This window comes from Ruminococcus sp. 1001136sp1_2201st1_G3_2201SCRN_220225, assembly GCF_040924365.1.
GTDB classification, from domain to species: domain Bacteria; phylum Bacillota; class Clostridia; order Lachnospirales; family Lachnospiraceae; genus Blautia_A; species Blautia_A faecis.
Genome location: NZ_JBCOME010000004.1, coordinates 44,822 through 70,949, shown reverse-complemented (window position 1 = coordinate 70,949; position 26,128 = coordinate 44,822). Strand labels below are relative to the sequence as shown.

Here is a 26,128-nt window from a genome sequence, read left to right as displayed (position 1 = left end):
TTGTTGCCTGAAAATGGAAAAGAGGAGCAGCGTTGGATAAAAATGATAATATTGTTATGATTTCAAAGGATATTCGAGCAAATGAACGGTATATAAGAGAACGTCTGGCAGATTGTGGAGATATTCAGATCCGGAAGATGCGGCTGGGGGATGAGCGGAAGGTTGACTGTCTGATGGTCTATATTGAGGTAGCGACTTCCAATATGATGCTGGAAGACTCTGCCATTGGAAAAATGGTGGGGCATTTCTGGGAGATTTCGCCTGGGGAGATGCAGGAATTTGTGGAGTATAACAGTCTGGGAATTGCGGATGTAAAGAAGCTGACTGACATGGAGCAGGTGTTCGCAGGGCTGCTTGCCGGAAATGCGGTTTTCTTTATGGACGGATTTGACCAGGCCATGAAAATTTCCAGTGCCGGTTATCCAAGCATGGGGGTAACAGAAGTGGAGATGGAGAAGGTTCTGCGAGGTTCCAGGGAAGGCTTCTCTGATTCTGTGAAAATAAATTCTGCACTGATCCGGAAGCGGCTTCGGGATACCAGATTAAAGGTAGTGGAATTTTATATTGGGGAGAGATCACATACACTGGTTCAGATGGTATACATGGAAGATCTGGTGCAGGAGGAATTTCTGGAACAGGTGAAAGAGCGGTTGGGAGAGTTTCGAGTTGATGGAATCCTGGACAGCGGAATGCTGGAACAGCTGACGGAGGATTCCTGGTTTTCCCCTTTTCCGCAGTACCAGACTACGGAAAGACCGGATCGTGCAGCGCAGGAAATTTTAAATGGAAAAGCAGTGCTTCTCTGTGATAATTCTCCGTCAGCGCTTATTTTGCCAGGGGTTTTTCACAGCTTTATGGAAAGCAGCGAGGACTGGTATAACCGATTTGAAATGGCATCATTTCTTCGAATACTGCGCTATGTGGCACTGGCAGCTGCTACGTTGCTGCCGGGACTTTATCTTGCAGTGATCCGGTTTCACACGCAGATTCTTCCTACGAATATGCTTCTGTCCTTTGCCCAGGCAAGAGAAGGCGTGCCATTTTCCAGCATTGCGGAGCTTGTTCTGCTGGAATTATCCTTTGAACTGATTCGGGAGGCTGGTGTACGGATTCCGGGAGCGCTGGGAAATGCTATGGGAATTGTGGGAGGACTGATCGTGGGATCTGCTGCTGTGGAAGCGAATCTTGTAAGCCCGATCGTGGTCATGGTTGTGGCGATCACGGCACTTGGTTCTCTTGCAATCCCTAATGAAGAATTTGCCTCGGCATTTCGGATGCTTAAATATTTCTTTTTGTTTTTGGGAGGATATCTGGGGATTTTTGGAATTGTGACAGGAGTATATCTGACAGTATCACATCTGGCAGGACTTCTCAGCTTTGGAGTTCCATACCTGTCGCCCTTTGTCAAACAAAGTACGGATAATGGGACTGGAAGCAAAATTGTGAGAGTGCCATTTAAAAAGAGATGGAGGCGCCCTCCATATGCCAGAAAAAATGAGCGAGTGAGACTGCAAAAAATCCGCAATAAGAACAGGAAGGAAAGGTAACCGAAGTAAATGAAATTTGCAGAAAATAATCGAATCTCCCAGCGGCAGCTCTACAGGCAGATTGTGATTGCGTTTATTGCACCATTAATATTATGCCTTTTCGAAAACAGAAAAACTCTGGGGCTTGGTGGGCTGGCAGGGACTGCAGCAGCCCTTGCAGCTGTGCTGTTTTATGTGATTTTCCTCATCCGTCTTCGTTATGCTTTTGCCAGGCCCTGCAAAACAGCCGGTGTGGTGTGGGGACGGCTGGCAGCGTTGTTTTTTCTTATATACTGTATTCTTGGAGCTGCGTTTCTTTTGAATCTTCTGGGAGAAATTGTTGCAGTTAGTCTGGGAACAGGTATAGGAAAAAAATGGCTATGTCTGATCACATTGCTGGTTTGCAGTCTGGGCACGCAAAAGGGGATTCAGAGACGAGGCAGAATGGGAGAAGTGTCAGGAGGCGTGGTACTTGCAGCGGTTATGCTTATGTTAGTCCTGGCTGTGGGACAGGGAAAATGGGAGTATTTTCAGGAAATGGTATGGAATTCCTCTTTCTCAGGAAGAAAAATTATGGAAAGTGGATACGATGTGATATGTGCATTTTCCGGATTGGGGCTGCTTCCCTTTGCATTGGACAGTGTAGGAAACAGTAAAGATACAGGGAAAACTGTAAGTTTTGCCGTTTTTACCCTGGGAATTTTGCTTATTCTGACGGAATTGCTGCTTCCTTCAGTATTTGGATGGGGGCGCCTGAAATATGAAAGCTGCCCGATTTTGCCGCTTCTGGCAGGTGCGGAGCTTCCAGGGAATGTATTGGCAAGATTTGATGTCCTCTGGATGGGATTTCTTTTATACAGCCTTTTATTTTCTATTGGAAGTTTTCTGCATTATGGTCATTTAATTGTGGAAAAAGCAGATATGGGAACTGGAAAGCTGTGGATATCCACTCTGGTTTTTGCCGGAGCTGTGTGGGATATTGAAAGATGGGGAATCCGGAATAGTTTTCCATTATATTTGAAATATATTTTTGTGCCCGGAATGCTGGTGCTTCAGATTATTTTTTTTATGACAGGCAAAAAGAAGTGGAAAAAAAAGCTTGCCGCAGCGTGTGTCAGTGCATTGTTTCTGTTAGCCGGCTGTGGTGGTGTGGAACCGGAGAAACGCATGTATCCGCTTGCACTTGGAGCCGATATTACAGAGGGGAGATATCAGCTGACTTACGGAATTCCGGATCTTCCAAAATCTACAGGACAGGAAAAAGACGGGGAAGACCAGGGGAATGCTGCTCCGTCGATTCAGGGAGAAACTTTCCGTGAGATTGAAAATATATACAGCCGGACACAGGAAAAATATCTGGATATGGGACATCTGGAAATTCTGGTTTTGGGCGAGAGTTTGTTAGATGGAGGGCGTTGGGAGCAGGTTCTTGAGTATCTGAAGCAGGAGCCGACTATAGGTGAAAATGTTTATGTGTTTCGCTGCGCTGTGGCATCTGAAGCAGTAGCCTGGGTAAGCCCTCAGGACGTTTCTCTGGGAGAGTATCTTCTTGGGCTGCTGGAAAATAATCCAAATGGAAGCCCGGGACAGGCTGTAACGCTTCGTGAGGTTTATCATGAGTTTTATGAACGTGGTGCTTTGTCTGAATTGCCAGAACTGGAAATTTATGGAAAGGAACTGGAAGTGAAATTTTAGCCGAATCTGCACGCTCCAGGGCAGCTGCGAAAAGCAATAAGCAGAGGGTATGAATGTGATTATTCCGGGCTGGGACAGGGAATACTTTTGATAGAAAGATATGGGAGGTACATTTATGTTCTGTTTAAGAAAAAATAAATATCATATAGCGGCAGCACTTCTGACAGCTGTATTACTTTGCCCAGGCAGTGAAAATTTTAATAAAAATTCCAACCTTCTTGCGTGGTGGGGAACCATTTATCCCCAGTTCTGTTTTATGGAAGCACCGAGGACGGAGAACGGTCAGAAAGCAGAGCCAAGATTTCATTTCTGGATTGTGGAGACGTTACTGTTCGCAAAAAACACTTCGCGGAATGTTACCAGTGAACCGTAACGTGGGGACACTTAACGCTTTGATGTAGTACAAGCACTTGCACCGCCGCTCCTTTGGTGTTAAAATGAAATACAGATTGCAAATATCGCTTGACTATGAATTTGGAGATAGATAAATGAAAATAGACAGAGATGCGCCTGTTGGTGTGTTTGATTCCGGTATTGGCGGACTTACTGTGGCAAGGGAGATCATGCGGAATCTTCCAGCAGAGAAAATCGTGTATTTCGGCGATACTGCCAGAGTTCCATATGGCAGCAAATCCAGAGAGACTATTATAGGATATTCCCGTCAGATAATCCGTTTCCTGAAAGAGCAGAAGGTGAAGGCGATTGTGGTGGCTTGTAATACAGCCAGTGCGTTTGCCCTGGAGGCAGTTCAGGAAGAATTTGACATTCCCATTCTTGGAGTGATTGAAGCCGGTGCCAAGGTAGCTGCGCAGGTTACCAGAAATAAACGGGTGGGAATCATCGGTACAGAAGGTACTGTTGGAAGTGGAATCCACGCGGAGGTTCTGAAAAAGATCGATCCGGAGATTACAGTGATCGGAAAGCCATGTCCCTTATTTGTACCGTTGGTAGAGGAAGGCTGGACTCATGATCCGGTGACAGTGGAAGTTGCCAGCAGATATCTGAGGGAATTACAGGAAAAAGATATTGATACACTGATCCTTGGCTGTACCCATTATCCACTGCTCCGTTCTACCATCGGACAGATCATGGGAGAGGGTGTTACTTTGGTGAACCCGGCGTACGAGACGGCACTGGAGCTTGGCAGACTTCTGAAAGAGCAGGATATGCAGAGCACCGGACAGGGACAGTCTGATTTCCCATATCGTTTCTATGTGAGCGATCTGGCAGAGAAATTCAAGGGCTTTGCCAATTCGATTCTGCCATTTGATGTGGAGAAAACGCAGAAGATTGATATTGAGAAATATTGAAAAAGAGAAAGAAATGGAAAAACAATGGAAAAAGAAGTTTTAATTCACGTAAAAGGTTTACATATGATGGACACACCAGAAGGTGATGAGCCAATCGAGATTGTGGTTCCGGGAGAGTATTATTTCCGCAACGGCAGTCATTATCTTCGCTATGAAGAAATGCTGGACGAGCAGGGAGATCCTACTGTAAATTATATCAAGATATCCTCCAGGGGAATGGAAGTCCGAAAAAAAGGACAGGTAAATACACATATGGTTTTCGAGCAGGGAAAGCGTAATATGGCATTTTATACTACTCCGTTCGGAACTCTTGAAATGGGAATTTCAGCGACGAATCTGGAATTGGAAGAAAGTGATGGTCAAATTGCCATGAAAGTGAACTATTCTCTGGACCTGAATCAGGAGCATGTGGCAGACTGCTGTCTGGATATTCAGGCGCAGGGGAAGAATACAACTGGGTTTGTGTTGTAGGAACTGTTGGGTAGAAGCATTACAGAAATTAATTTTAACAAGAAGACAGCAGGCGTTCGTTTGTTAGAATGAACTCCTGCTGTTTTTTTTATTGTTATTTGAATCGGTAGCAGTGGACGAATCTGGTATTGGAATCAATATTTTCAGATGAAACCAGTGGTCACTGGCGCTGACATCCACGGTATTCATGAATTTGAAAAGGGTTCCATCGATGACGCTGGTTATGGTAATCCCATGTTTCTGGCAATATATGGTTTTCATTTTTTATGTAATGATGTAAACAAAAGAGGTGCGACTTAAAAGTTTGTTTTTAAGCTGCGCCTTCTTTGTTTAATTCACCAGCCGTAACCAGATACGAAAGCGTAATCTGTAGCTTTTTAAACGTGGGATGTTGTGGACTCCTGGAGAAATTCATTTTATACTATAGTTAAATTATGAGTAGATTTACAAGAAATGAGAATTGGTTATTGTTCAAAGATTGTGAACAGCAATAATTTACGGGAGGAAAACAGAAATGGAACATACATTTTGGATCTGGTATCCGGGAGATTTTGAATTATATCATGCCATGAAGCAGAATTTCAGCCGTGTGGAGAGAGGTTTTGGATGGCCGGCATTTTGGAAGAGTGAGGGCTTCCGCAACCGTGTGGCTTTCCGCCGGACTTATGAATTGGAGCAGGAGACCAGTTTTACTGTATTTTCCAATGCGATTGGTCATGTGCTTGTAACCAGGGAGAATGGGGAGAAGAAATATCCATTTGGAAAGAAGATTACAGTAGCACCTGGAAAGGTGCGGATCTCTATTCATGCAGGCTGTGTGGAGGCATTTCCTTGCGCTTATGTGCAGGGTGAGGTGATCCATTCTGATAAAACATGGAAGGCAGAGGATTATTCCCAGCCATTAGTGCCGGTTGGAGTGTGTAAGTATTTTACCAAGCCGGGACAGAATCCTACTGTGTGGGAATATACAGAAAAAGAGTGCAAGCCGGTGAAAATCAGCGAGATAAACGGTGGCGTGCTGGCAGAGTTTGAGACGGAACTGACGGCGGCGGTTTATGTGAAAAGTAAACGCAGTAATTGTGTTGACAGTACAAGCGAAGATGAGGATTTAGAGGTTTTTTGCGGTGAATCTGAGGACGAAGCTCTTGACCTTGAGCACTGCTACTACAGCTGGCAGCCGAATCCGGTTACAAATCGATGCCCATGCTGTGCAGTCCGTTTTGCATTCATTCCGAATTGCAAAGCCGAAGATGTGGAAATCACAGCATTCTATCAGTATGTAGATTTCCCGAAACGCGCTTCCTTTAAGTGTAATGATGAGAAACTAAATAAAATCTGGGAGGTGGCGGAGCATACCTTCCGTCTTTGCAGCGGTATCTTTTTCCTGGATGGGGTGAAACGTGACAAATGGATCTGGTCTGGAGACGCCTACCAGAGCTTTTTTGTAAATCAGTATCTGCTGGCAGATCCTGATATTGACCAGAGAACTCTTTTAGCACTACGTGGAAATGATCCTATGACAAGACATATCAATACCATCATGGACTATTCCCTGTTCTGGATCCTGGGCGTGCTTTATCATTATGAGGCATATGGTGACCTGGAATTTGTCCGCCAGGTTTATCCGAAAATGTGCTCCCTTATGGAGTTCTGTGAGGGTCAGCTGGATGAAAACGGATTTCTTGTAGGTCGTGAAAATGACTGGATCTACATTGACTGGGCTGATATGGATAAGACTGGCGCCCTTTGTGCAGAGCAGATGCTGTTCGCAGCATGCTGGCAGACCATGGCGAAAGTGAGTGCGGCTCTTGGAGAAGAAAATCCGGAATACATGGAGAAATATGAAAAACTGATCGGGCAGATCCGTAAATTCTACTGGGATCAGGAGAAAGGCGCATTTATTAATTCCTTTGAATCCGGTAAGAGAAATGTGACCCGTCATGCCAATATTTTTGCAATTCTTTTTCACATTGCAACACAAGAAGAGCAGGAGAAAATTCTGGCAAATGTAATTAAGAATAATGCAATTCCGGCAATTACAACTCCATATTTCAACTTCTTTGAACTGGATATGCTCTGCCAGACCGGAAATCTGGAATTTGTACTAAATAAGATTCGCAATTACTGGGGCGGTATGCTGGATCGCGGTGCAGTTACCTTCTGGGAAGAATTTGACCCGGAGGCACCAGTAGAAACCCAGTACGACATGTACGGTGACCGCTTCGGAAAAAGCCTCTGCCATGCCTGGGCTGCCAGCCCGATCTATTTCCTGGCGAAGTATTTCATGGGGCTGAAATTTACCGGAGTTGGTGGAAAAGAGTTTGTGGTAGAACCGCATACTGAGTTTTTTGACAGCTTTGATTGTACATTGCCTGTTGCTGAGGGACAGGTACATATTGTGTGGGATGGAAACGAGCTGAAGGTGGAGAAGACAGCTCACAGACTTGATTTATAAAGTTCTGTGGGCTGTTATTAGCGTTAAAAAAAGGACTGTTCACGCTAATTCTTCCACAGAGATAGGAAAAAGCAGTAAACTGTTAACAGTTTGAGAATGCCGAAAAAGTAGTTGGTTTAAGGACAGAGATTTCAGAAAGGAGCAGTTTACTGTATGCAGAAAATTGATTTTAACAAGGATTGGATATGCAGGTGTCTTACCCGGGATGAGGCTGCTTATCCGGTGACTTTGCCACATGATGCAATGCTGAGTGAGCCGCGTACTCAGGAGAGTACCGGCGAGGGAAATATTGGATGGTATATTGGTGGGGATTACGAATATACCAAGAATTTCTTTGTGCCAGAGGAGTATAAAGATAAGAAAGTCCTCATTGAATTTGAGGGGATTTACCACAATGGTGAAGTTTACATAAATGGGAAAAAGGCGGCTTACCGTCCTTATGGTTATACCAATTTTTATGTGGATACAGAGGGCTTTTTCCAGTATGGAAAAGAGAATGAGATTAAAGTCATTGCGCGCAATGCTGACCAGCCAAACAGCCGCTGGTATTCAGGAACCGGTATTTACCGTCCGGCTTATCTGTATGTTGGGGAAGAAAAACATATTCCGGTAAACGGTGTGAAAATCCGTACTTTAAGCTATGATCCGGCGAGAATTGAGGTCGTTGTGAAAACTTCTTCGCCGGGAGAGGTTTCCCTGAAGATTGAGTTTGAGGGCTCTAAAGTACTTAGAGTAATTGGTGAAAGTACAAAAATAGGAAATGTAAACAATGACAAAATAATATCATCAGATAATAAAAACATGCAGCCAAATGAATCAGTACAGACTGGAAAAAATGGTCAGAAGAGTGAATTGGCGCAGGTGGAAGCGGAAAAAAATAATCAGGAAGCAGCATACCAGGCCATCTTCCAGCTGGATATTCCAAACGCAAAGCTCTGGGATACAGAGCACCCGAATCTCTATACCTGTAAAGCAATTTTCGGTGAAGACGAAGTAACTGAAACTTTCGGAATCCGTGAATTGATCTGGAATCCGCAGGTAGGAATGACCATTAACGGAGAGCGTGTGATTCTTCGCGGTGCATGCTTTCATCACGATAATGGCGTGCTTGGTGCATGTACGTATCCGGAAGCAGAAGAACGTAAAATGCGTATTCTCAAAGAAAATGGATACAATGCAGTCCGCTCTGCACATTATCCTTGCTCTAAGGCACTTCTGGATGCCTGTGACCGTGTGGGAATGCTGATGATGGATGAATATGTAGATGTGTGGTACATTCATAAGACTAAATATGACTATGCCGGACAGCTTGCGGACTGGTGGAAACAGGATTTAAAAGACATGGTTGACAAGGATTACAACCATCCAAGTGTGATTATGTACTCCACAGGAAATGAGGTTGCAGAGACCGCCCAGAAGAAGGGAATTGCCCTCACCGGCGATATGACAAACTACCTTCACAGCTTGGATTCCACCCGTCCTGTTACCTGCGGAATCAACATTTTCTTCAATTTCTTAAGCTCCATAGGACTTGGCGTTTACAGTGATGACAAGGCAGAAAAGACAGCTGCTTCCAAGCCGGAAAAGAAGAAAAAGCCGGTAGGAAGCGAGTTCTATAATACTCTTGCCTGTCTGGTTGGAGACTACTTTATGAAGTGTGGTGCCACCCTTTATCCATGCGATTTAAGGACGAAGGATGCCTACGCAAACATGGATATCGCAGGTTATAATTACGGTATTTTCCGCTACAAACATGACCTGAAAAAGTACCCGAACCGTCTGATTCTTGGAAGTGAAACCTTCTGTAAAGATGCGTATAGTTTCTGGGAAATTGCCAAAAAAAATAAAAGAATTATCGGTGATTTTGTGTGGGCAGGATGGGATTATATCGGAGAAGTCGGGGATGGTGCAGCAGAGTATTCTGACTATAAATTTGAAGATCCAGCCACGAGAATGACAGGTGGAAATGGTCGAATTGACCTGAATGGAAAGCCGCGTGCAGAGGCTGCATATACTCGAGTTGCTTTTGAAAGAGAGACAGGTCCGTTTATTGCAGTTGATCCTGTTTACCAGAAAGAAAAGTTTCGGCTTACCGGCTGGCAGCTGACAAAGGCTCTGGAAAGCTGGGCATGGGATGGCTGTAACGGAGAACCGGCGAAGGTAGAAGTTTATGCAAGGGCTGCACAGGTTGAGCTGTTTATCAATGGCAAAAGTGCTGGTAAAAAGAAAGTGAAAAAATGCCGTGCAAACTTTAATATCACCTATCAGAATGGGGAGATAACGGCGGTTTCTTACGATGAAAACGGAAGAGAAATCAACCGTTATTCATTACATACAGCAGGAAAAGAAACGGTTCTTCAGGTGCGCCCAGAGGAGAAAACCGTGAAACCGGAGGGCCTTGCATTTATTCAACTGCAATACACAGATAGCAAGGGAATCTGGAAACCAATGGAGAAACATAACATAAAAGTAACAGTAGAAAATGGTGTCCTGAAGGGACTCGGAAGCCCGGCTCCTTATGTAAAAGGGAATTATACTGACCATACTGTGGCGACTTATTATGGTGAGGCAATGGCAGTTGTACAGGCAGATGGAAACGGACCGGTGAAGGTTACCGTGGCAGATGAAGAACGGTTTTATGTGGTGGAAATTCCATGTGAATGAAGTGAAAGACTTATGATTTAAGGTGGAAAAGAGGTTGAACAAATGAAGAAAAAAGGTTTTATCATAGGTGGAATCTGTCTTGCTGCTATAGTTGGTATTCTCGGTTACAATCATGAAGCTGTTCGTGTGGTTTTTCATAATGTATACTCTCCATCAGTGAAATTGGATGATTCTTCCAAATGGAATGGTGGAAAAGCTTATGAGAAGCTGCCATATTCTGAGACTTCCGAAAATGATTATCTGGATCTGTATGTGCCGGACAGTGAAGAACCTATGCCGTTGATCATATTGGTACATGGGGGCGGCTTCGTATACAATGACAGCCAGTCCCGTCAGGCGCAGCTGATGTACCGCTATTTCCGCGATCATGGATATGCATGTGCATCCGTTAACTATCGTCTTGCCCAGGAAGCAGCCTTTCCGGCAGGAGTGGAAGATGTGAAATCAGCGATCCGTTTTCTTCGTGCAAATGCAGAGAAATATGGATACGATCCGGAGTGTTTCGCAATCTGGGGAGAGTCAGCTGGGGGGTATTTATCAGTGATCTGTGGCGCTTCCAATGATGAGGAATTTAATAGTGTTCCATTTATCGGAGAAGATGAGAACCATCCTGTTTCCAGTGAAGTTCAGGTGATTCTGGACTATTACGGCTGTATGGAATTCGGAACTATGGAAGATGATTACAGGGAGCTGAGGATTCCAAAAATTGTCCGCTGGGCGGCCAGCCTGTGGCTTCAGGGGGCAATTAAAGATACCGGCTACGAGGATGTGGAATCTTATTGGATGCGCAAGGATGTAAAAGCTCTTACTGAGGATGAGAAAAACAACTATAGTCCATTGTATTATATTGAGAAAAATCTTACGAAGGAAAACAGCCCGGATATATTAATCTGGCATGGTGATGCGGATTTAGATGTTCCGTATCTGCAGTCTGAGAGACTGAATGCACTGCTTACAAGAATTGTTGGGACAGATAAGGTGGAATTTAAGCTTTTTCATAATTATAAGCATGCGGCAGATCAGCTGTACAGTGATGAAAATCTGGGAATCCTGAAAGAATATCTGGATGAGAAATTTGCATAAGGGAAGTCGCATACATTAATATGAGCGTGATTACCGGAGAATCGGCAGACACATAAGCTGACAGAAACGAAGAAAATATCTGGCACAGGGCAGAATTGCCCCGTCAGATATTTTTTTGCCCTCAAATAAAAAGGTTTTAACAAAATCTGTCAAAACCTTGAAAAAGCTAAATGGGTTTGATATGCTGTCTATGTATATCTTTTGATGAGTTGTAAGTCATTGTTTACAGGTAATATTCTGTGCGGGTAAATTTTGCACAGAATTGCAGCACAAGGTGATCATTGTGCACTTAGTGAGCAGTGCTATTTTATGTAGTAGGGAGAAACTATGAAAATAGAAAAAAAACTATGGATCACCCTGTTCGTATTTGGATTGTTTGCAATTGGTTTTTCAGGTTGGATATTCAGTCAGAGTACAGCCAGGGAAAAATTGCTCTGGGATAATACGATTAGGTTTGAAACAAAAAAACTGACAGATGGAGAAATCAAATCAGAGAATATTGCTCTGCCCGAAGACTTCGATGATCCCAGATCAATCTTATTTAAAACCACACACACCATTGCAGAAGTGTGGCTGGACGGAGAAAAAATATACGAATACGGAAATGAAGAAGATGCTCCCAGCTTTATGAAGTCACCGGGAAGCTGCTGGCACATTGTGAATATTCCGGAAGACAGCGCTGGTAAAAGTCTTGAGGTCAGAATTATTCCAGTATATGACAACTATTATGGAAATGAAGTCAGCATTGTATACGGAACACGAGGCAATTGCGTTCTGAAAATTTTAATGGACAGCTTTAAAACCCTGTTACTCAGCTGCGGGATTCTGTTTGCAAGTATCATCTGCCTGCTGCTTTATTTGGGAGCAGTGCGAAGAAAAAGAAGAGACAAGACAGAAACGAAGATAGAGGTCTTTTTAAACCTTGGATTTTTCTCATTGCTGATTGCAGTATGGACACTGGCACAATGTGGATTCCTGCAGTTTTTGATTCCGGATGGAAGAACTTTGTATTTTGTAGATTATTTTTCATTCTTCCTTTTCCCGGTACCCTTTAATTTTCTGCTATATGATATCTGCAAAAGCAGATACCACAAAGGTGCATTGATTTTTCCCATTCTTTATCTTGCGAATATGGCAGCTGACGTTCTGCTTCAGTGTACGGGAATTATTGATATATTCCGGCTGCTTCCCGCAACCCATGTTATTATGGTTGCCAATGCAGTTTACACAGTTGCCCTCATTCTTTACGAGGCCAGAAAAGAAGGCAACGATGAAGCCAAGAAATTCCAGTATCCTATGTGTGTGCTCATAGTATTCGGAATGGCAGAAATGTTCCTTTATTATTTGAGAAAATTTCAACAGACATCCATTTTGCTTCCCATAGGAACCCTGCTGTTTATCATTATGCTGATCTGGATCCAGGTTTCCCAATATTACGATCAATACATCCAGAAACAAAAGGTGATCTATCTGCAGAAAATAGCCAACATGGATATGCTCACAGAGGCCATGAACCGAAACGCTTACGAGGACATGGTGAAATATCTGGAGGAAAGTGATATTAAACTTCGTACAACAGGTGTAGTTCTGTTTGATCTGGATAATCTGAAAGTGATCAATGACAATTTTGGGCATGAAAAGGGAGACGAAGCGCTGAAGCTATGCTATCAGTGTATCAGTCAGGCATTTCAGAATGTAAAGAACTGTTTTCGGATTGGCGGCGATGAGTTTGCATATGTATATCATAGCGATGAGAAGGATATGATTCCGGAACGGCTGAAGGCGCTTGAGCTGATTTTGAAAAAAACAGCGGAAACGAACAAGCTGGAGTATCCACTCAGCATGTCAGCCGGATATGCTTATTATCAGCCTGATATAGATTTTGACTTTAAGGATATTGTAAGACGAAGTGATACCATGCTGTACCGTCAGAAGCGCAGAAAGAAGGTGGCACGGTCAGCAGGTCTGGACAATCTGCTCTCCCGTATGAGTAAGCAGTCGACAGAGGAGATCACAGATGAGGTGATCCTGCAGGAGAAAAAGTTTCAGAGCATGTCTGTGGATGAGCTTTGCAGTGTGATCGATCTTCTTAGTCCGACTACAGATAATTACCCATATGTGGTTGACTTTCGGTCGGATTTTTATTACATAGCAAATCAGGCTCTTGAACGCTTCTGTATTCCCAAAAATGGTTTTCATAATGTAATTTCGAAGCATAAGGAATTTGTATATGCACCGGATTATGAAAAACTGAAAGCGGAATTTGATGATCTTCTGGAAACAGACCGCTGCACCCATAGCATGGAATATCGTTGGCTGGATCTGAAAAAAAAGCCGATCTGGATTCATTGCAAAGGGTATCTGGTCCGTGACGATAACATGAAACCTCTTTACATGATTGGTTGTGTGAACGAAATTGGAAAGAGACAGAAGGCAGATAATGTAAGCGGACTATTGGGAGAGTCTGGTTTCCGGGAGTATATGAACCAGCTGGATACTCCTTTGGAGACAGGATATCTGCTTCGTATAGGAATCGATCATTTTAAGGAAATCAATGATAACTTCGGACAGGAGTACGGTGACTTTGTACTTAAGAAAACGGCGGAGTGTATTTCAGGCTGTACATCAGAAGGACAGAAGGTGTACAAGCTTGTGGCAGATGAATTTCTGATTCTGGATGTTGCTTCTGACGAAGCGAAGGATGCGGATAAGCTTTATGATAAAGTGAGAGAGGCAATAGACAGATTTATTGAAACCAATGAATTTAAAGTCATGTATACGGTTTCAGGAGGAATTGTACCATTTGCGGCATTAAAGGGAAATCAGTGTTCAGAAGCATTGAAGCTGACGGATTTTGCCCTGAATGAGGCGAAGAAGCTGGGAAGAAACCGTTGTTATATATTTAATGGGGAAACCTACAGAAAATTTCTTCGGAAAAGGGAGATCACCCAGGAACTGCGGGAAGCTGTAATTAATGGATTTCAGGGCTTTACAGCTTTTTACCAGCCTGTATTTGCTGAAGACAAAAAAGTGCCTTATGGAGCAGAAGCTTTAATGCGTTTTACCTCAGAAAAATTCGGAATGATTTCACCGGCGGAGTTCATTCCCATTCTGGAAGAAACAGGTCTGATTATTCCTGCTGGCCGTTGGATGATGAAAGAGGCTATGGGAAAATGCAGTGAGATCAGGAAGATACTTTCAGGGTTCCGGATGAGTATTAATATTTCCCAGGTACAGGCCTCTAAGTCTGATGTGATTCAGGATATCAGTGCAGAAATGAAAAGGACAGGGCTGCCGCTGGAAGCGGTGATCGTGGAATTGACAGAGAGCGATCTTCTGGAACAAAATATAAATGAGAAGCATTTTCTCACAGAACTGAAGCGAATGGGAATCAGTCTGGCGCTGGATGACTTTGGAACCGGCTACTCGAACTTCCATTATCTCAGCGAGCTGAAACCAGAGATCATTAAGATCGACCGTTCTTTCACTGCGAAAGCAGTTGCAGATGAGCAGGAATATTATCTTCTGAATCAGTTTTGCACCATGATTCATAATCTGGATATGAAGATTTGTATCGAAGGTATAGAAAGTGCCCAGGAATGGCTCAAAATCCGAAAGCTGTGCCCGGAATTCACACAGGGATATTTCTGGGGGAAGCCTTGTGGGTATGAAGAGTTTGTGAGAAAATTTGTACAAGAAAAATAAGAGAAATCCGGTACAAAGTGTATAAAAATGCTTTGTGCCGGATTCTTTTTATGTGTGTATAAAATAATCTGCTACAGCACATAAAATTAAAAAAATGTAAAATACAAAAGTTTTAAAAATACATTTTAAAAACTTGAAAAAATATCAGTGATAAGCAGTTAGGAAATGAGTGAGAAAATGGAAAAAATGATAGAGATAATTTGATACTGGATGTTGATGGCAATAAATTAGATAGATTTTGCAAATTGACGTTGCGTGGGATTTAACCTATAATGAAATTAGTTTTATGAGTGAAATGGGGGAAACTATGCGCGTTGATGAGGTCATGACAGAAATTATACAACGGTGCAGATTGTATGGGGCACAGAAGATAATTCTGTATGGATCCCGGGCAAAGGGAACTGCGACAGAGCGGAGCGATATTGATATTGCAGTGTCTGGAGTCGCTTCACACGAAATTCTTGATTTGCAGGAGAATTTAGAAGAGATTCCAACATTGTACACAATTGATCTGGTTGATCTTGATACTTGTCAGAATCAGCTGTTGTTGGAGGATATAAAACAATATGGACGAGAAATTTATAAGAAGATTTGAGTCGTTTAGAAATTCACTGGACTCTCTGGCGGAGGCGAAACAGCGTGATTTGTCAGATTCTTTTGTACTTAGTGGAACCAGTGCTAAATTCAGTATTACATTTGACTTGGCGTGGAAGGTTATGAAAGATATTCTGGTACAGTATTATGCAATAACTGGATTTGTCACTGGCTCACCAAGAGAAGTTCTCAGAGAATCATTTCAGGCGAATCTGATTACTGGTGATGAGTGGATGGATATGCTGAAAGTAAGAAATCAGCTTGCACACGACTATGATGGAGTGATTGTGAAAGAACATTGCGGGACAATTGTTCATGTGTATATTGATAAATTATATGATTTCAAAAAGGCTGTTGAAAAATTGCTGAAAGAATAATACATCGACCGGGGCATGCCCGGTCGGTTGTTTTTAGGGAGTTTGGGTTATGGCTAAGGTGTATTTTGTGAGGGAAGAGATTAGTATAGAGGTTCCGGTTGGAACCAGCGTTCTGGAGGCGGAGATTCAGGCGGGGCTTGCGCCGGATGTGCCTTGCGGAGGGCAGGGAACCTGTGGGAAATGTCTGGTGAAGGTAGATGGAAAGCCTGTGCTGGCATGTCAGACGAAGGTGGAAAAGGACTGTCAGGTGGAGATTCCCGGGAAGAAAAATAGAGGTAAAATTTTGAGCGAAGGATTTTCCAGAAAGGTGAATTTCCAGCCAGAATTGCAGGTGAAAACAGTGTGGCTGGAGAAGCCGGAGACTGGGGAAAAAAAGTCAGAGTGGGAGCGGCTGGTGGAAGACGTATATGGAATCTCAGACAATAAAAGAACGTCAGATGTAGATTATGGGTGTATAAAAACAGATGTAAAACTTGCCGGAAGTCTCTATGAAAAACGAAGCTTCAATCCAGAGTGGCAAGTAGCCTATACAGATGAAGAAATCCTTGATTTAAGACCAATTGTTGGCGTCCATGAAGATTCTGTCCATGGAGTGAATAGTAGTGGTGAAAAAGGTGATGGGATTTTTACTGCGGCAATCGACCTTGGAACGACTACAATTGTGGGGTATCTTCTGGATGGTAGAACTGGGGAAAACTTGGCAGTAGAAAGTAGAATGAATCCTCAGATGCAGTATGGCGGAGACGTAATTCAAAGAGCCAATTATGCGCTGGAACATGGCACAGAAACGCTGAGCAAGTGCGTGCAGAAGACAATAAATAAAATACTGGAAAGTCTTATTGTAAAAACTCAAAAAGCTCCCAAAATAGCAAGTGGAAGGAAAAAAGTGAATGATCAAACTGTCAATGGCAAGACGAAAAGCGCTGAATGGATGCCTGGAGTGGAAGATATCTATCAGGTAAGTCTTGTTGGAAACACCTGTATGCACCACCTGTTTCTTGGAATTTCCCCGGCTTCTTTGGTACATGCGCCATATACGCCTGCAATCAGTCAGTCCCTTACTTTGCGCGCAGCCGATTATGGTATTCACATCCACCAAAAAGGCCAGTTGCTCCTTCTTCCGAATATCGCCGGATACATAGGCGCAGACACCAGTGGCTGTCTTCTGGCTCTTCGACAGGATCTGAAGGATGAAATAACTTTAATGCTGGATATCGGAACTAACACAGAGATGATTCTTGGAAATAAATATGGCCTGGCAGCCTGCTCCGCGGCATCTGGCCCAGCCTTTGAAGGGGCGAAGATCCAGTGCGGAATGCGGGGGCTTCCGGGAGCTATTGATCATGTAAAATATGAAGATGGAAAATGGCAGTATACCACAATTGGCGGTGAGAAGCCTGTAGGCCTATGCGGTTCCGGGCTGATTGATCTGGTGGCAGAGCTTCTGCGTGCAGGTCTGTTAGAGGAAAATGGAATTCTTCACAGTGGGCAGGAAAGATCAGACACGTTTATGCTTGTGCCACCACAAGAAACTGTTTTTGCCCAATGTGAGCAGAATATGTCAGAGGATGCGCAAAGTGAGAAAACGGAGTGCCTACAGAGAAACGAAAAAAATGGGAGTGGGCAGTCGCGTTTTGAGAATGATTGCGGAGTCTATCTTACCCAGAAAGACATTGGCGAGGTTCAACTTGCCAAAGCAGCCATTGCCGCTGGAATCCAGCTTTTATTAAAGAAAAGAAGCATAGAAGAATCCCAGATCCAGACCGTGTATCTGGCAGGTGGATTCGGCAATTATATGAGTGCAGAAAACGCAGCCCGGATTGGGCTGATCCCGGAAAGCTTTGTGAAGAAAGTACAATGTGTGGGAAATATCGCCGGGGAAGGTGCTAAGATTGCATTGCTAAATAAGAATGAGCGTCACGAGATTGAAAATGCAGTGCGAAACATGGAATTTCTGGAACTGGCGGCCTGCCCGGAATTTCAGGATTGTTTCGTAGATGAGCTGGGATTTGAAAGGTAAAGAGATTTCCGTGTTTATTACAGGAAATTTTAGTGCTGATTTTATAAAAATAGAAGCAAGATAAAAAATAGAAACAAGATATAAAAATAGAAGACAGAGAATTATAAAATGTTTTTGCATATTGTTATCTGTGGATAATAATGATTAAAAAAGGATTAGAGACATGAATTTCAAAGACTTAAAACAACTATGCCTGTCCCACGGTTTCACCAACGTGGTACCCCTTGCCTGCGATACCATTGAACTAAAGCCAGAAGTACGCCAGATGTGCGCCTCCGATTCCTGTCACAAATACAACAAATGCTGGAGCTGTCCGCCCGGCTGCGGAACCCTGGAGGAATGCAAACAAAGAGTAAGAAAGTATAAACTTGGAATCTTGGTACAGACAGTGGGACAGCTGGAGGATTCCATGGATGGGGAAGGTATGATGCGCACAGAAGCTATGCACAAAGCCTCCTTTTACAGCCTGGAAAAAGATCTGCGGAAATTTTACCCGAATATGCTTCCAATGGGCGCAGGCTGCTGCACAAAATGCAAAACCTGTACCTGTCCGGACGCTCCCTGCCGCTTTCCGGACCAGGCCTTTTCCTCTATGGAAGCCTATGGAATGCTGGTCATGCAGGTTTGTCAGGCAAACCACCTGGACTATTACTATGGCCCGGGAAAGATTGCATATACCAGCTGTTATTTATTAAAGTGAAACTGGGAAGATGAAATGCAGGTGGCTGGACATTCTGCATATGCATTAAGCTGTGAAATTATTCACAGTAAGATAGTATAATCGAATGAGAAAATAACAGAAGAGGAATTTCCCCCAATTGATATAAAATGAATTTGTAAAAAGCAAGTCCATTTAGCGGAGGACTTGCAGCGGAGAGAACGAAACTGTTACAGCTTGCGGAGAAGATTGTGACAGAAAATTACAAGTTACTGGTCACGGAGTGAACAGTAGCAATTACAATTTCATATTGGAGGGAAAATGCCATGATTATTATTGGTGAGAAGCTGAACGGATCCATTCCGTCAGTTGCAAAAGCCATTGCTGAGAAGGATGCGGACCTGATCAGAGAAAGAGCCAGAATGCAGGCAGAAGCGGGAGCCACATTTCTGGACGTATGTGCCTCAGTAGAAGAGGCTGTAGAAGTAGAAACCTTGAAATGGATGATCGACCTTGTACAGGAAGTGACAGATACACCAATCTGTGTGGACAGTCCAAGTGCCAGATCCTGCGTTGCAGCCATTCCATTTTGTAAAAGACCGGGACTTATTAACTCTGTTTCCCTTGAAGGAGACAAAATTGACACGATTTTTCCAGTGATCGCAGACACAGACTGGGAGTGCGTAGCCCTTCTCTGCGATAACGATGGAATTCCGGATTCCGTAGAGCGTCGTATGAAAATTTTCTTTGGAATTATGGAAAAAGCGAAACAGTACGGCATTGCACCAAGCCGTTTACATATTGACCCACTGGTTGTAACCCTGGGAACAGACCAGACTGCGCTGACTGTATTTGCAGACTGCTGCAGAAGAATCAAATACGAATATCCGGAGATCCACATTACAAGCGGACTTTCTAATATTTCCTTCGGACTTCCGGTGAGAAAAAATATTAACCAGGCATTTATGGTTCTTGCTATGAATGCTGGTATGGACAGTGCCATCGTAGATCCGACCAACAAAAACATGATTGGTATGATCTATGCAACAAACGCACTTCTGGAGCGTGATGAATACTGCCTGCAGTATATTGATAAATTCGGAAACAAAGCATCCGAGGAAGCCGCTCAGCCGGCTCCTGCATCTCCGCTTGATGAGAAAATGCAGAAGGTTTTCAAATTAACCCAGGATGGAAAAAATAAAGAAATCGGACAGGCTGTCCAGGAGGCACTTGATGCAGGATGTGATCCAACTGCAATCCTCAACGACGCCATGATCGGCGCCATGGCAGTTGTTGGCGATAACTTTAAGAAAGAGATTATTTTTGTACCACAGATGCTGGCTGCAGCCAGAGCCATGAAGGCTGGTGTGGAAGTACTGAAGCCATATCTTGCAACCGGAGAGGCCGGAAGCGCAGGAACCATCATTCTTGGAACGGTTGCCGGAGATCTTCATGACATTGGTAAAAATCTGGTTGGAATGATGTTCGAAAGTGCAGGCTTCGAAGTAATTGACCTTGGTGTTGATGTGCCGATCCAGACTTTTATTGATGAGGTAAATAAGCACAAAGAAGCAAGCATTGTAGCACTTTCCGCTCTTCTTACCACTACAATGCCGTCACTTCGTGACACAGTAGCGGCACTTCTTTCACAGCCATTCAGAAGCCGTATTAAGATTATGGTTGGCGGTGCGCCTATCAGCCAGGAATTTGCAGATGAGATCGGAGCAGACGCTTACACAGAGGATGCAGCTTCTGCGGCAGAGTGTGCAAAAAAATATGCGGAATCCGGATTCTGTGCAAAGGCAGCAGCCGGGGAATTTGACCAGGTTTCAGTAAAGGGCGAGGAAAGCGTAACTGCAGGTGCGGAAGACAAAGAGAAAAATATTGCGATGACTGATGCGCAGACAAAGTCAGAGCCGGATGCAGAAGAAACTCCGGAAGATGATTCCTACGAAACATCCGAAACCAATGGTACCTGGGTACGCAGACCGCTTCATGAGGCACCTCATTTTGTGAAGGATAAAGTGGATCTGAGCAAAATTCAGCTTCCAAAACCTGGTGAAGGCTACAAAGTAAATATGGAAGCTGCCAAAGAGAAATTCCGCAACTACTGGGCGCATAAGAACACGGGAAGACCGCTTATGTGCGTAATCGCAAGAAGACCTGAGGTGGAGCAGTACTCCGACGGAACACCTGTAGAGGGCGGTTATCTGGATCAGATCTGTCAGGGAAAATACTATAATATGCCGGAAGAACTGAAGTGGAAAGATATGGAGGACAAATACCAGAACCCTCAGAGAATTGTTGACCGCTATCGTTACTTCTGCCAGACACATGCATTCCTTGGAGAGAGCTTTCCGAATCTGAATATTGATTTTGGACCAGGCTCACTTGCTTCTTATCTTGGTTCTGAAATTGGGTTTAAAGAAGATACAGTATGGTTTAACAAATGTCTGGACGGCTGGGACGGTGTGCCGAAGCTGACCTTTGATCCGGAGAATAAATGGTTTAAGAAACATCTTCAGCTTGCAAAGGATTGTCAGGCACTTGCCGGAGATGACTTCTATGTGGATATGCCTGACCTTATGGAAAATATTGACGTTCTTGCTTCTCTTCGCGGAGCCCAGGACATTCTCTTCGATCTTCTGGATGAGCCGGAAATGATTGGGGAAAGAATCCAGGAGGTAACGGACATTTATTATGAATATTATGACCGTTTTTATGATGTTATCAAAGATGAAGAAGGCGGAAATGCATACACCGTATTCCAGATCTGGGGACCAGGCAGAACGGTGAAGCTTCAGTGCGATTTCTCAGCAATGATGTCACCGGAAGATTTCCGTAAATATATCCAGCCGTCCTTACGCAGTCAGTCTGAAAATGTGGATCATGTACTTTATCATCTGGATGGTCCGGCTGCAATTAAGCACATGGATGCGCTTATGGAAATTGATGGAATCGATGCTCTTCAGTGGACCAGCGGCGATGCCGGCCCGGACGGAACACTTCCGGATTGGGATGTGATCTACGACAAAGCTATCGCAGCAGGAAAATCTATCTGGGTAAAGGTATATTCCGGTGAGTTTGAAGACTGGATCCGCAACGTAGACCGAATTGTAAATAAATACGGCTCCCACAGCCTTTTCCTTCTTTTCCCGGAAATGTCCATGGAGCAGGCTGCATATCTTCTTGATTATGCAGACCGCAACTGGAGCGATGTGAAGGGAACTTTTGTAGAGTCTCTGGGACGCTGAAACATATGCAGTCTTATTGATGGAAGTAACCCATATTCAAATTAAGTTTGTTTTGTTAACTCCATAATAAAAACCAAAAAGCGCCGGCAGGTAAATCTGTCGGCGCTTTGCGTTGTCTGTATGAGATATACAACGTGCAATAATTCATATAAAACTAATAGGAATAATTATAATATTTGTGTAATTAGTACAAAAAACAATAAGAAAGTATAAAGTAACAGGAAGAAAATAGAAGAAAAAGTTTTTTTAAAAGATATAATTGAAATTAATACGCGGGGGAAACACAAAAATTGAATGGGGAAAAGAGGTATTTCAAACTATGAAACAGAAAGCTATGGATGTAAAACTTGTTGTAAGACCATTGATCGGTTGTCTGACACATACTCATTTCTGGGAGGGACCGTGCCGTGCCGGACGAAAAGAAGACATGACTGTAGAGGCAGAGACAAAGGTTGCTGATGAAACCTTCAAAAGCTCTGTAGAGGCCCTGAAGGACGTGATTAGCGAGGTTGAATTTAAAGAGGCATTGGATGTAAGATATAATGAATCCTTTGTTGTAGAAAAAGAAATGTTCGACAAGATCGGTGAAGATGTAGATGAAATTGACTGCTTCCTTTGCATGGGATGGAGAATTCCGAAGCTGGAACGCTACAGAAAACCGGTCATTATCTGGCAGAATGGAAATGAGGGCATTGATTTTGCAGCATATTGCCGCTCAATTGGCGTGGAAGCATATGTGGCAATGGATCTTCAGGATGTAAATGAAATCGCACATATTCTCTGGGTAAGAAAAGCAGTTCGCAATACAAGAGCACTTGTGCTGACCGCAGGTTCCCAGCCTACATTTGGAATTCAGAGCCTTATCCGTGATCCGGAGGTTCTTCGTCAGCGTTATGGATTTGAAGTGATCAAGCTTCCATTCACATCTATTTTCAAATATATGGATGAGATTACGGATGAAGAGGCAAAGCCAATTGCGGATAAGCTGATTGCTGGTTCTACAGATACTCAGGTAAATACCGACTGGTTTATCAATGACATTAAATATTATCTTGCAGCAAAGAAAATGATGGATATTTATGATTGCAATGCATTTTCCACAGCCTGTCATGAGCTTTGTACGACGGAAATTCCACAGAACCGTAAATTTACACCATGCATGTGTCATTCAATTATGAAGGATGAGGGAATTCCAAGTGGATGCGAGGAAGACTTGAATGCACTTATGGCAATGCTGATCATGCAATACGCTGCAAACCGTCCGGCCTTTATGGGAAATCCAAATCATGAGACAGATGAGCTGCTCAGGATCCATCATGCAGTTCCGGCACTTTGTATGAACGGATACGGAACAAAACCGCTGGAATACAAGCTGTGGGCATTTACCGGACAGGGCTTCGGCGGTAAGCTTCAGGTTGATTTTACACAGAACGAAGACGATTATATTACACTTGGTCGTTTCAATCCGGCAGGTGATACCATGTGCATTAAGAAAGGAAAAGTAATCCGTTCGGAATATGCCGAGACCTATTGCAGCCCGTATTACTATATCCAGATGGATGATGCAAGGGAGTTTATGCACAATCTGGCTGGCTTTGGACATCATCAGGTTCTGATTTTTGGTGATTATACCAGGCTGATCAAAAAAATTGCAAAGGTTATGGATTTCAATATCCTGGAAGGATGAGTTAGATGATCTATCTGAACAATGCGGCCACTTCCTGGCCCAAGCCTTTCTCTGTATGTGAAGCTGTACAGGCGTGTCTTATGGACACGCCTGCTTCGCAATTCCGGGGAGGAAGCGCAATTTTGAAAAAAGATACAGAAGAAAGGTGCAGGGAAAAGCTTGGAAAGCTGCTGGGCATCCAGGCTCATGACCGGATCTTTTTTACCTCAGGTGCTACGGAAAGCCTGAACACAGTGCTGTGTGGACTGGATTACGGAGAAGAGGGGTGTGGAATCCTGGCAACCCAGACAGAACACAATAGTGTATTGCGCCCGCTTATGAATCAGCCGGTATTAAAGAAGCATCCGGTAACAATCATTTCCTGCCTGGAAAATGGAGCAGTTACCCGGAATGCGCTGGAAAAAGGTCTGAAAGAAGCAATGGAAAACACAGGAAAAAATCCGTCAGCTCTTATTGTAAACCACTGTTCCAATGTGACCGGATATGTGCAGGATATGAAGCTGATTGGAAATTTTGTAAGAGAAAATAATCTGCTTCTGCTTGTTGATGTATCGCAAAGTGCAGGCTGTATTCCGGTGGATGCAGACAGCTGGAGGGCAGATGGGGTTATTTTTACAGGGCATAAAAGTCTTTTGGGAATACAAGGCACCGGGGGCTTTTTCATAAGAAAGGGGCTGGAACTGAAGCCATTGAAGTATGGCGGCACAGGGCGGAACAGTCAACAGCTTACTTATGAAGACGGTGATTATGAGTATGAGGTCGGCACTCAGAATCTGCCGGGGATCAGGGCACTTCTTGCCGGTGTGGAATTCGTGCTGGAAAACGGCGTGGACAGGATAAAGAAAAAAGAAGAAAGGATGATGAAGCTTTTGTATGAAGGGCTTGGGAAAATTCCGGGGGTACAGGTATATGGCAGCTTTGCGGAATGTAAGGGACCTGTTATGAGCCTGAATTTTCAGGGGCTGAAGGCTTCGGATGCGGCATATATCCTGGAAAATGGTTATGAAATTACAGTGCGCGCCGGATTTCATTGTTCCCCCCTGATTCATGAGGCAATGGGAACAAAAAATAGTGGAACTGTGAGAGTGAGCGTTTCCTGGTTTACGAAAGAAGAGGAAATCCTTGCATTTCTGGAGGCAGCAGGCCAGATTGCAGTATCATTGAGAGGAGCCGATTAAATGAAAATTCTTGGAAAACAGCCGTCAAGAGAAAAGTGTGCAGAATCAGGCTGGTTCGCAACGGATTACCTTCTGGATGCGCCTATAGACAGAGCTTTTATATTAAGTCTGAGACCTCTGGGAAGTTTTGTGTATCTGGATATGCTGAAAGAGCCTTTTTTCAAAATAGAAAATGATTATTATATGATAAAGGGAGTGCAGGGAAAAGATTATTTCAGAATTGCAGTTCATGGGAAGCATGAGGATGAGCTGCAAAGGTTAGAAGAATTTTTGTATTCCGGTCAAAAAAAAGAATAAGTTACTGCTTACTCCGTGTTCCTGTTCACGGAATGAACAATAACATAATCTTTAAGGCTGATTGCATGCAGAACACAAGTCTGCTATACTGTGCTCATGAGATTATTACAGGGGGCAGAGTATGAGACTGGAACGAGACAGCATTCCTCTTGATAAAGAATTTCCTTTTCAGATATCAGAAGTGGAGCTTAACCCTTCCAACAGTCATCCGGGAACCTGGCACTGGCACAGCTATTTTGAGATCACCTGGGTTCTGGAAGGAAAGGGAAACTATTTCGTCAATGGACAGGAATATACCATGGAAGAGAATGATATTATCATTTTCAATAATGTAGAGCCGCATGGCTGGAAGCTTCTGGGAGGCAGAATGAAGCTTTTGGTTATGATCTTTTCGCCGGAGTTTGTAGCAGAGAAGATCAGTACTTTTGATACGGAATATCTGCGGCCCTTTGTTGAGCGTGGAACTAATTTTAAGAATAGAGTGGGCCATGAAGAACCGGTGAATACGGAGATCCGTACCAGCATACAGGAGATTTACCAGGAATGGCAGGAGCGCAAGGAGGGCTATCCGCTTATGATTAAGGCGAATGTTCTGCGGATTCTGACCATGCTGATCCGGGCTTATCAGGATGAGACCAAGTCCGGTGAAATGCTTCGGGAAAAGAAAAATGCCATGAAACGTCTGGAGCAGGCTTTTACTTACATAAACGCTCATTATTGTGAGAAGATTACGCTGGAGGAGGTTGCAGCGTCTGTTTATATGAGCTCCAACTATTTCTCCTCCTATTTCCGTAAGTTCACCAACATCAGCTTCAGTGATTATGTGACACGTCTGCGTGTGAACCGGGCCCGGGAGCTGCTTCGGGAGGATGGGGCAAATGTGACTGAGATTGCCTTGGCATGTGGGTTCAATAATATTTCCAATTTTTACAGATTATATAAGAAGCATATGGGAAAAACTCCCGGATATGAGAAGAGTAAAAATAATTAAAATTCAGGAGCAGATAAGACATAGACCTTTTTCAGGCTGGCATGTTAGGATAAAAGCAGGAAGCTTTGTCCTGATGTGCCAGCTTTTTATGTAATGGAAAATTTCGTTGGAATTTATTATCACGCAAGAGGCTCTTTCAGACAGACAACGTAAAAAAAAGGGG

At 43.6% G+C, this 26,128-nt stretch carries 18 protein-coding genes and 1 pseudogene; all 19 read left to right on the top strand.

Going from position 1 to position 26,128, the window contains the following annotated elements:
* Positions 1 to 32: 32 nt before the first annotated feature.
* Positions 33 to 1,547, top strand: coding sequence for a spore germination protein (locus tag AB5642_RS02745; RefSeq protein ID WP_330638261.1), 1,515 nt, complete (start codon positions 33 to 35; stop codon positions 1,545 to 1,547).
* A 9-nt stretch (positions 1,548 to 1,556) separates the two neighbouring features.
* Positions 1,557 to 3,221, top strand: coding sequence for a GerAB/ArcD/ProY family transporter (locus AB5642_RS02740; protein WP_237925445.1), 1,665 nt, complete (start codon positions 1,557 to 1,559; stop codon positions 3,219 to 3,221).
* A 115-nt stretch (positions 3,222 to 3,336) separates the two neighbouring features.
* On the top strand, positions 3,337 to 3,594 hold the full coding sequence (locus tag AB5642_RS02735) for a hypothetical protein (protein WP_148461537.1): 258 nt from the start codon (positions 3,337 to 3,339) through the stop codon (positions 3,592 to 3,594).
* A gap of 121 nt (positions 3,595 to 3,715) precedes the next feature.
* Complete coding sequence (murI, locus tag AB5642_RS02730) at positions 3,716 to 4,531, top strand: glutamate racemase (RefSeq protein WP_368361355.1); 816 nt, start codon at positions 3,716 to 3,718, stop codon at positions 4,529 to 4,531.
* 24 nt (positions 4,532 to 4,555) lie between these two features.
* On the top strand, positions 4,556 to 5,002 hold the full coding sequence (locus AB5642_RS02725) for a DUF1934 domain-containing protein (RefSeq protein WP_118577592.1): 447 nt from the start codon (positions 4,556 to 4,558) through the stop codon (positions 5,000 to 5,002).
* 514 nt (positions 5,003 to 5,516) lie between these two features.
* A complete protein-coding gene (locus AB5642_RS02720; RefSeq protein ID WP_195391792.1) occupies positions 5,517 to 7,457 on the top strand; it encodes an amylo-alpha-1,6-glucosidase in 1,941 nt (646 codons plus the stop codon).
* A 153-nt stretch (positions 7,458 to 7,610) separates the two neighbouring features.
* Positions 7,611 to 10,121 (top strand): glycoside hydrolase family 2 TIM barrel-domain containing protein, encoded by a 2,511-nt coding sequence (locus AB5642_RS02715; RefSeq protein ID WP_237925444.1) that lies wholly within the window; start codon positions 7,611 to 7,613, stop codon positions 10,119 to 10,121.
* A 42-nt stretch (positions 10,122 to 10,163) separates the two neighbouring features.
* Complete coding sequence (locus AB5642_RS02710) at positions 10,164 to 11,204, top strand: alpha/beta hydrolase (protein WP_195391791.1); 1,041 nt, start codon at positions 10,164 to 10,166, stop codon at positions 11,202 to 11,204.
* A gap of 327 nt (positions 11,205 to 11,531) precedes the next feature.
* On the top strand, positions 11,532 to 14,909 hold the full coding sequence (locus AB5642_RS02705) for an EAL domain-containing protein (protein ID WP_195409251.1): 3,378 nt from the start codon (positions 11,532 to 11,534) through the stop codon (positions 14,907 to 14,909).
* A 286-nt stretch (positions 14,910 to 15,195) separates the two neighbouring features.
* Positions 15,196 to 15,504, top strand: a complete 309-nt coding sequence (locus tag AB5642_RS02700) for a nucleotidyltransferase family protein (protein WP_226814871.1) — start codon at positions 15,196 to 15,198, stop codon at positions 15,502 to 15,504.
* Complete coding sequence (locus AB5642_RS02695) at positions 15,476 to 15,880, top strand: HI0074 family nucleotidyltransferase substrate-binding subunit (protein ID WP_118577587.1); 405 nt, start codon at positions 15,476 to 15,478, stop codon at positions 15,878 to 15,880. Before AB5642_RS02700 ends, AB5642_RS02695 begins: the two co-directional genes overlap by 29 nt.
* A 49-nt stretch (positions 15,881 to 15,929) precedes the next feature.
* Positions 15,930 to 17,900: an ASKHA domain-containing protein gene (locus AB5642_RS02690; protein WP_237925443.1), complete on the top strand. Its 1,971-nt coding sequence runs from the start codon at positions 15,930 to 15,932 to the stop codon at positions 17,898 to 17,900.
* A gap of 163 nt (positions 17,901 to 18,063) precedes the next feature.
* Positions 18,064 to 18,600, top strand: a complete 537-nt coding sequence (locus tag AB5642_RS02685) for a DUF2284 domain-containing protein (protein WP_173718065.1) — start codon at positions 18,064 to 18,066, stop codon at positions 18,598 to 18,600.
* Between the two features lie 284 nt (positions 18,601 to 18,884).
* Positions 18,885 to 19,664, top strand: a pseudogene (locus AB5642_RS02680) (methyltetrahydrofolate cobalamin methyltransferase); the annotation flags it as partial.
* Between the two features lie 54 nt (positions 19,665 to 19,718).
* Positions 19,719 to 21,812 carry a corrinoid protein gene (locus AB5642_RS02675; protein WP_237925449.1) on the top strand — a complete coding sequence of 698 codons (2,094 nt, stop codon included), beginning with the start codon at positions 19,719 to 19,721 and terminating at the stop codon, positions 21,810 to 21,812.
* 319 nt (positions 21,813 to 22,131) lie between these two features.
* Entirely contained in the window at positions 22,132 to 23,499 is a 1,368-nt protein-coding gene (locus AB5642_RS02670; protein WP_118577584.1) for a hypothetical protein, read from the top strand.
* Between the two features lie 5 nt (positions 23,500 to 23,504).
* Complete coding sequence (locus AB5642_RS02665; protein WP_237925442.1) at positions 23,505 to 24,677, top strand: aminotransferase class V-fold PLP-dependent enzyme; 1,173 nt, start codon at positions 23,505 to 23,507, stop codon at positions 24,675 to 24,677.
* Positions 24,678 to 24,974, top strand: coding sequence for a hypothetical protein (locus AB5642_RS02660; protein WP_195391788.1), 297 nt, complete (start codon positions 24,678 to 24,680; stop codon positions 24,972 to 24,974). It begins immediately after the preceding gene.
* Between the two features lie 121 nt (positions 24,975 to 25,095).
* The gene (locus AB5642_RS02655) at positions 25,096 to 25,965 is read left to right on the top strand and encodes an AraC family transcriptional regulator (protein WP_148461547.1); all 870 of its coding nucleotides are present in this window, start codon (positions 25,096 to 25,098) and stop codon (positions 25,963 to 25,965) included.
* Positions 25,966 to 26,128: the final 163 nt, after the last annotated feature.

Excerpts from the sequence above, each read along its gene's own strand:
- AB5642_RS02740 (WP_237925445.1), top strand. The coding sequence starts at position 1,557 with ATGAAATTTGCAGAAAATAATCGAATCTCCCAGCGGCAGCTCTACAGG.
- AB5642_RS02735 (WP_148461537.1), top strand. The coding sequence starts at position 3,337 with ATGTTCTGTTTAAGAAAAAATAAATATCATATAGCGGCAGCACTTCTG.
- AB5642_RS02725 (WP_118577592.1), top strand. The coding sequence starts at position 4,556 with ATGGAAAAAGAAGTTTTAATTCACGTAAAAGGTTTACATATGATGGAC.
- AB5642_RS02720 (WP_195391792.1), top strand. The coding sequence starts at position 5,517 with ATGGAACATACATTTTGGATCTGGTATCCGGGAGATTTTGAATTATAT.
- AB5642_RS02715 (WP_237925444.1), top strand. The coding sequence starts at position 7,611 with ATGCAGAAAATTGATTTTAACAAGGATTGGATATGCAGGTGTCTTACC.
- AB5642_RS02710 (WP_195391791.1), top strand. The coding sequence starts at position 10,164 with ATGAAGAAAAAAGGTTTTATCATAGGTGGAATCTGTCTTGCTGCTATA.
- AB5642_RS02705 (WP_195409251.1), top strand. The coding sequence starts at position 11,532 with ATGAAAATAGAAAAAAAACTATGGATCACCCTGTTCGTATTTGGATTG.
- AB5642_RS02700 (WP_226814871.1), top strand. The coding sequence starts at position 15,196 with ATGAGTGAAATGGGGGAAACTATGCGCGTTGATGAGGTCATGACAGAA.
- AB5642_RS02695 (WP_118577587.1), top strand. The coding sequence starts at position 15,476 with ATGGACGAGAAATTTATAAGAAGATTTGAGTCGTTTAGAAATTCACTG.
- AB5642_RS02690 (WP_237925443.1), top strand. The coding sequence starts at position 15,930 with ATGGCTAAGGTGTATTTTGTGAGGGAAGAGATTAGTATAGAGGTTCCG.
- AB5642_RS02685 (WP_173718065.1), top strand. The coding sequence starts at position 18,064 with ATGAATTTCAAAGACTTAAAACAACTATGCCTGTCCCACGGTTTCACC.
- AB5642_RS02675 (WP_237925449.1), top strand. The coding sequence starts at position 19,719 with ATGCAGAAGGTTTTCAAATTAACCCAGGATGGAAAAAATAAAGAAATC.
- AB5642_RS02670 (WP_118577584.1), top strand. The coding sequence starts at position 22,132 with ATGAAACAGAAAGCTATGGATGTAAAACTTGTTGTAAGACCATTGATC.
- AB5642_RS02665 (WP_237925442.1), top strand. The coding sequence starts at position 23,505 with ATGATCTATCTGAACAATGCGGCCACTTCCTGGCCCAAGCCTTTCTCT.
- AB5642_RS02660 (WP_195391788.1), top strand. The coding sequence starts at position 24,678 with ATGAAAATTCTTGGAAAACAGCCGTCAAGAGAAAAGTGTGCAGAATCA.
- AB5642_RS02655 (WP_148461547.1), top strand. The coding sequence starts at position 25,096 with ATGAGACTGGAACGAGACAGCATTCCTCTTGATAAAGAATTTCCTTTT.